Source organism: Staphylococcus sp. HMSC061G12 (genome assembly GCF_001838465.1).
Lineage (GTDB): Bacteria > Bacillota > Bacilli > Staphylococcales > Staphylococcaceae > Staphylococcus > Staphylococcus simulans.
Window position 1 is genome coordinate 1 of record NZ_KV837176.1, and the last position, 202, is coordinate 202.

Annotated in this window: 1 protein-coding gene; it reads right to left on the reverse strand. The window is 42.1% G+C overall.

Annotated features, from left to right (window positions below; all coding sequences use genetic code 11):
* A partial coding sequence (locus HMPREF2937_RS13140; RefSeq protein ID WP_257245429.1) for a pyruvate kinase occupies positions 1-202 on the reverse strand: 202 nt, incomplete at both ends.

Sequence of the window (202 nt, forward strand, 5' to 3'; positions counted from 1 at the left end):
TGTCACCACGAGCGATCATGATACCATCAGCAGCTTCGATGATTTCGTCGATGTTTTCGATACCTTGTTGGTTTTCGATTTTAGCGAACAAACGAACGTGCCCGTTACCAGTTTCTTCACAGATTGTACGAACTTCTTCAACGTCTTTTGCAGTACGTACGAATGAAATAGCGATGAAGTTAAGACCTTGTTCAAGACCAAA